Consider the following 4,489-nt stretch of genomic DNA (forward strand, 5'->3'; position numbering starts at 1 on the left):
AAAGCTAAAAAAGTAAAATCAGAAGATCCTATTGAAGCTCAAGGTTTACTTTCTCAAAAATTAGACGCAATGTTGAAAGAAGCTAAAATTGATGGTGAATTAATGTCAAGTTTAGGAAATAGTATTAAAAACTTTGAAGGAGCAGCAAAAGCAATTTCTCCAACTGTTGATTCAATGGCAGGTCAAAGAAAATATGCAGAAGAAATGGGTAAAGCAGCAACACAAATGGAGGCGTTAAATGGTCTTTACCAAGTTCAAATACAAACTAGCGAAAGAAACGCACAAATAAACAATGAAGTTGCTGAAAACAACTTGAAATTAAAAGACCAAATGCAATCTTTAACTTCTAATCTTTCTACATTAAACAATGTATATGGTGGAATGTTATCTGCAATGAGCAATAAAGGATAATTAGTTTTAAAACTAAATTTTTATAAATAAAACAATTTTAAACTAAACTAATTAGAAAAAATGGCAGGAGGAAAATTAACCCCTAGACAGAAGATGATTAACCTAATGTACTTGGTTTTTATCGCGATGTTGGCACTAAACATGTCAAAAGAAGTTTTGTCAGCTTTCGGAATTTTGAATAACAAAATAGTTGAATCAAATACACTCACAACAGCTCGTAATGATGATGCATTTCAACAACTGGCACAAAAAGCTTCAGAGCAACCAGGTCAATATGGTGATAAAAAAATAAAAGTTGATAAAATTAGAACTTTATCTAAAGAGTTTTATGCATATATTGAAGACATTAAAACAGAAGCTACTAAAGGTTTTGTAAGAGATGAACAAGGTAATTTGCCTTTTGAACAAATGGATAAAGGTGACTTTATGGATAATTTGTTTTTCAAAGGTGATAAAGTATCAACTAAAGGTCAAGAATTTTTAGATAAAATATCTAATTATTCAACTAAAATCAAGGAAATTGGTGGAAGTGCGATTGCAGCAGATGAAATTAAAAAATTTCAAAATAGATTTGCAACTAATCCTGTAAAATCAGCAAAAGCTGGAGCAACATTAAAATGGATAGATTATAATTATAAAGGATTTCCATTAATTGCATCTATTACTAAATTATCTCAATTGCAAGCAGATATTAAAACAACAGAAAGCGATGTTATTGCTGGAATGTTCCAAACAAGTTTGATATCAGCAGCATCTTTAACAAAATATCAACCAATTGTAGTTCCTGAAAAATCAGCATTTTTTCAAGGTGAAGCTGTTAAAGGAAAAATTATACTTGGTAAATTTGATCCAGAATTAATTGCAAAATCTGTAATTGTTAATGGTGTTAGTGTTCCTGCTAAAGCTGGAGAAGCTAACTTTTCTTTTGGTGCTGGTGCAGTCGGAGAACATGAAATTACTGGTTCTTTCAATTTTGACGAAGGTGGCAAAGTTGTTAGTTTGCCAATTAAAGGAAATTATGTTGTAGTTCCAAAACCAAATTCTGCAAATATTTCAGCAGATAAAATGAATGTTGTTTATAGAGGATTGCCAAACCCAATGACAATTTCATTTGCAGGTATTTCTGACAATAATGTTGTTGCAAATGCACCTGGAATGTCAAAAGGTTCTAAGCCTGGTGCTTATAATTTAAATCCAGGTTCAGGAAATGAAGTTACAGTTAGTGTTTCTGGTAAATTGCCAGACGGAACAAGTGTTTCAGATAAAAAGACATTCAGAATCAAAGGTATTCCTGCTCCTCTTGGTGCAATTGGAGGAAAAGCTGGGAATGATAAAGGCGCAAAATCTCGTCTAGAAGTTTCTCAAATAACAGCAGTTTTGCCTGATTTTTTATATGATTTAAAGTTTCAAGTAACACAGTTTGTTTTTAAAGTTCCTGGTCAAGCATCAATTGTAGTAAATGGCGATAGAGTTAACGCACAATGTAAAGCTGCATTAGCTAGAGCTGGTAAAGGAGAACAAATAGTTATATCTGATATCAAAACAAAAATTATAGGAGAAGGTGCTGGAATTCAAGTTAAAACAGCAGCGCCAGCATTTTTTGAAATACAATAAAAATTTAAGTTATTCGTTATAAGTTTACTTAAGTAACAAAGAATATTATGAAATTGAAAAACCTTTTATTAGTAGTTGTTTTTTGTGCAGTAGGAAGTTTGTCTTCTTTTGCCCAATCTAATTTATTGAATGCTAAAACACCAGACGAAATTGGTAAGAAATCAGCGGCTCAGTTAGAATCTGATAATGACAAACCTCTTCCTTATGGTTATGTTCATGATAGAGATGTTTTGATGGGAAAAACTACTTGGGAATTAATCGATCTTGATGAAAGAGTTAATTTTCCATTGTATTATCCTGTAGATACTGCTTTTGTTGGAAAAGAAAGAAGATCTCTTTTTCAAGTGCTTTTAAACGGAATTAAAAGTGGACAAATAACAGAAGTCTATGGTGATGATTATTTTAATTCTAAAAAATCATTAAAAGATATGACTTCAACGTTTAAATATATTGACACTACGGATGCCGGTATTGATGAATTTAATACTGATATTGAAGGTTATAAATCTGGGGCTAAAATACTAGATCCCCAATATATTAATGAAACCGAATTAGCTGCTTCTGATGTTTCTGGTTATAGAATAAAAGGGTTTTGGTATTTTGATAAACGTCAAAGTGAATTGAAATATAGATTGCTAGCCATTTGTCCTGTTGCTATAGAAGCTAGAGACAAAGCTAAAGGTAATATTGATGTTATTGAATTATTTTGGGTATATTTTCCAGCAATAAGAAATGTTTTACATGATGCTAAAGCATTCAATGATAAGAATTCTGCTATGCCAATTACTTTTGACCATTTGTTAAATTCACGTCGTTTTAGTGGTGTGATTTATAAAGAAGAAAACGTTTATGGTGATAGGACTATTCAAGATTATATGAAAGAAAATGCCCAAATGCAATTATTAGAATCTGAAAGAGTTAAAGAGAAGATTCGAAATTTTGAGCAAGATATGTGGAATTACTAATAGTATTTTTCAAACAATATAAAAACTCTTACCTTTGTTGGTAAGAGTTTTTTTTATGGAGTATGATTATATAATTGTAGGTTGTGGTTTAGCAGGAATTGCATTTGCAGAAACTGCCATTAATAATGGTAAATCTGTTTATGTTTTTGATAATAATTCGCAAAATTCTTCTCGAATTGCTGCTGGTATATATAATCCAGTTATCTTGAAAAGATTTACAGAAGTATGGCAGGCAAAGGAACAATTGCAAATATTAGAAGATTTTTATTTAAAAATAGAAGAAAAATTAAACACCAAATTTGATTATAAAATTCCTTTACTAAGAAAATTTTTTTCTATTGAGGAGCAAAACAATTGGTTTACAGCATCAGATAAGCCCAATCTAATAAATTATTTATCTAACGATTTAGTTTTTGATGTAAACAAAAATATAGATGCGCCATTCGGTTTTGGAAAGGTAAACTTCACTGGTTTTGTAGATACAAAAAAACTTATTGAAGCATACACCAATTATTTAATAAGTGTAAATTGTTATTCCAATTACTCTTTTCAATATAATAATTTGATACTTAATGATGATTTTGTCGTTTATGAAAATATTAAAGCAAAACATATTGTCTTCGCAGAAGGATTTGGAATGCTTTTAAACCCGTTTTTTTCTACTTTACCGTTAGATGGAGCTAAAGGCGAATTATTAATCATTAAATCACTTGATTTAAAATTAGAAATGGTTGTAAAAACTGCAATTTTTATTATTCCATTAGGAAATGATTTATACAAAGTTGGAGCAACCTATAATTGGGATGATAAAACAAATATACCAACACAACAGGCAAAAGATGAACTATTAGTCGAATTGAAAGCATTAATAAAATGCGAATTTGAAGTTGTAAATCATCTTGCCAGTATAAGACCAACTGTTAAAGACAGAAAACCAATGTTGGGTTCACATCCGATTCATAAAAATATGCACATTTTTAATGGTTTAGGAACTAGAGGTGTAATGCTTGCTCCTGCAATGGCAAAAATGTTATATAATACTATTGAAAAAAACGAACCGCTTGATTCTTATGTAGATATAAAAAGATTTAAGAATTTCGTTTCCAATTTTTATCAAAGCTAATGAAAAGATTTATATAAATATTCCGGGCTAATCTAGCAGTTATTGGTATTAAAATAACTATTCCTAAAATCACTGACAGCAATGATTTTGTAGCGTTCAAGGTTACAAATAAATTTAAAATCACAAAAATTAATACACCAATTCCAACCGTTAATCCGTAACTCACATACATTGCGCCATAAAAAAATGATGGTTCAACCTGATATTTCAATTTGCAATGGCTACAATACTCGTGCATTTTGTATAAATTCATCACATTATACGGATTTTTGTCCAAATACATACTTTCTTCTTGACATCTTGGACAACTTCCTGTTAAAATGCTATTTAATTTGGATCCTTTTTTTAACATTTGCAAAAAATTTGGGTTACCGTT

The 4,489-nt window shown here is 30.2% G+C and carries 5 protein-coding genes; 4 read left to right on the top strand and 1 reads right to left on the bottom strand.

The annotated features are described in order from the left end of the window. The 4 genes from gldL to ACH2BO_RS07280 form a co-directional block, all read left to right on the top strand. The coding region (gene gldL / locus ACH2BO_RS07265; RefSeq protein WP_395044087.1) for a gliding motility protein GldL at nucleotides 1-411 on the top strand (411 nt) is incomplete at its 5' end. 60 nt (nucleotides 412-471) lie between these two features. Continuing rightward, a complete protein-coding gene (gldM, locus tag ACH2BO_RS07270) occupies nucleotides 472-2,025 on the top strand; it encodes a gliding motility protein GldM (RefSeq protein ID WP_395044088.1) in 1,554 nt (517 codons plus the stop codon). 47 nt (nucleotides 2,026-2,072) lie between these two features. Next, nucleotides 2,073-2,990: a gliding motility protein GldN gene (gene gldN, locus ACH2BO_RS07275; protein ID WP_395044089.1), complete on the top strand. Its 918-nt coding sequence runs from the start codon at nucleotides 2,073-2,075 to the stop codon at nucleotides 2,988-2,990. A gap of 55 nt (nucleotides 2,991-3,045) precedes the next feature. Beyond that, nucleotides 3,046-4,113: an NAD(P)/FAD-dependent oxidoreductase gene (locus ACH2BO_RS07280; protein ID WP_395044090.1), complete on the top strand. Its 1,068-nt coding sequence runs from the start codon at nucleotides 3,046-3,048 to the stop codon at nucleotides 4,111-4,113. On the opposite strand, the gene ACH2BO_RS07285 is transcribed toward ACH2BO_RS07280, so the two are convergent. After that, nucleotides 4,079-4,465 (bottom strand): DUF983 domain-containing protein, encoded by a 387-nt coding sequence (locus ACH2BO_RS07285; protein ID WP_395044091.1) that lies wholly within the window; start codon nucleotides 4,463-4,465, stop codon nucleotides 4,079-4,081. The genes ACH2BO_RS07280 and ACH2BO_RS07285 overlap by 35 nt on opposite strands. Nucleotides 4,466-4,489: the final 24 nt, after the last annotated feature.

This window comes from Flavobacterium sp. (assembly GCF_043773265.1).
In the GTDB taxonomy this organism is placed as follows: domain Bacteria; phylum Bacteroidota; class Bacteroidia; order Flavobacteriales; family Flavobacteriaceae; genus Flavobacterium.

Bases quoted from the DNA above. Each gene is read 5' to 3' on its own strand.
- gldM (WP_395044088.1), top strand. From the start codon at position 472: ATGGCAGGAGGAAAATTAACCCCTAGACAGAAGATGATTAACCTAATG.
- gldN (WP_395044089.1), top strand. From the start codon at position 2,073: ATGAAATTGAAAAACCTTTTATTAGTAGTTGTTTTTTGTGCAGTAGGA.
- ACH2BO_RS07280 (WP_395044090.1), top strand. From the start codon at position 3,046: ATGGAGTATGATTATATAATTGTAGGTTGTGGTTTAGCAGGAATTGCA.
- ACH2BO_RS07285 (WP_395044091.1), bottom strand. From the start codon at position 4,465: ATGTTAAAAAAAGGATCCAAATTAAATAGCATTTTAACAGGAAGTTGT.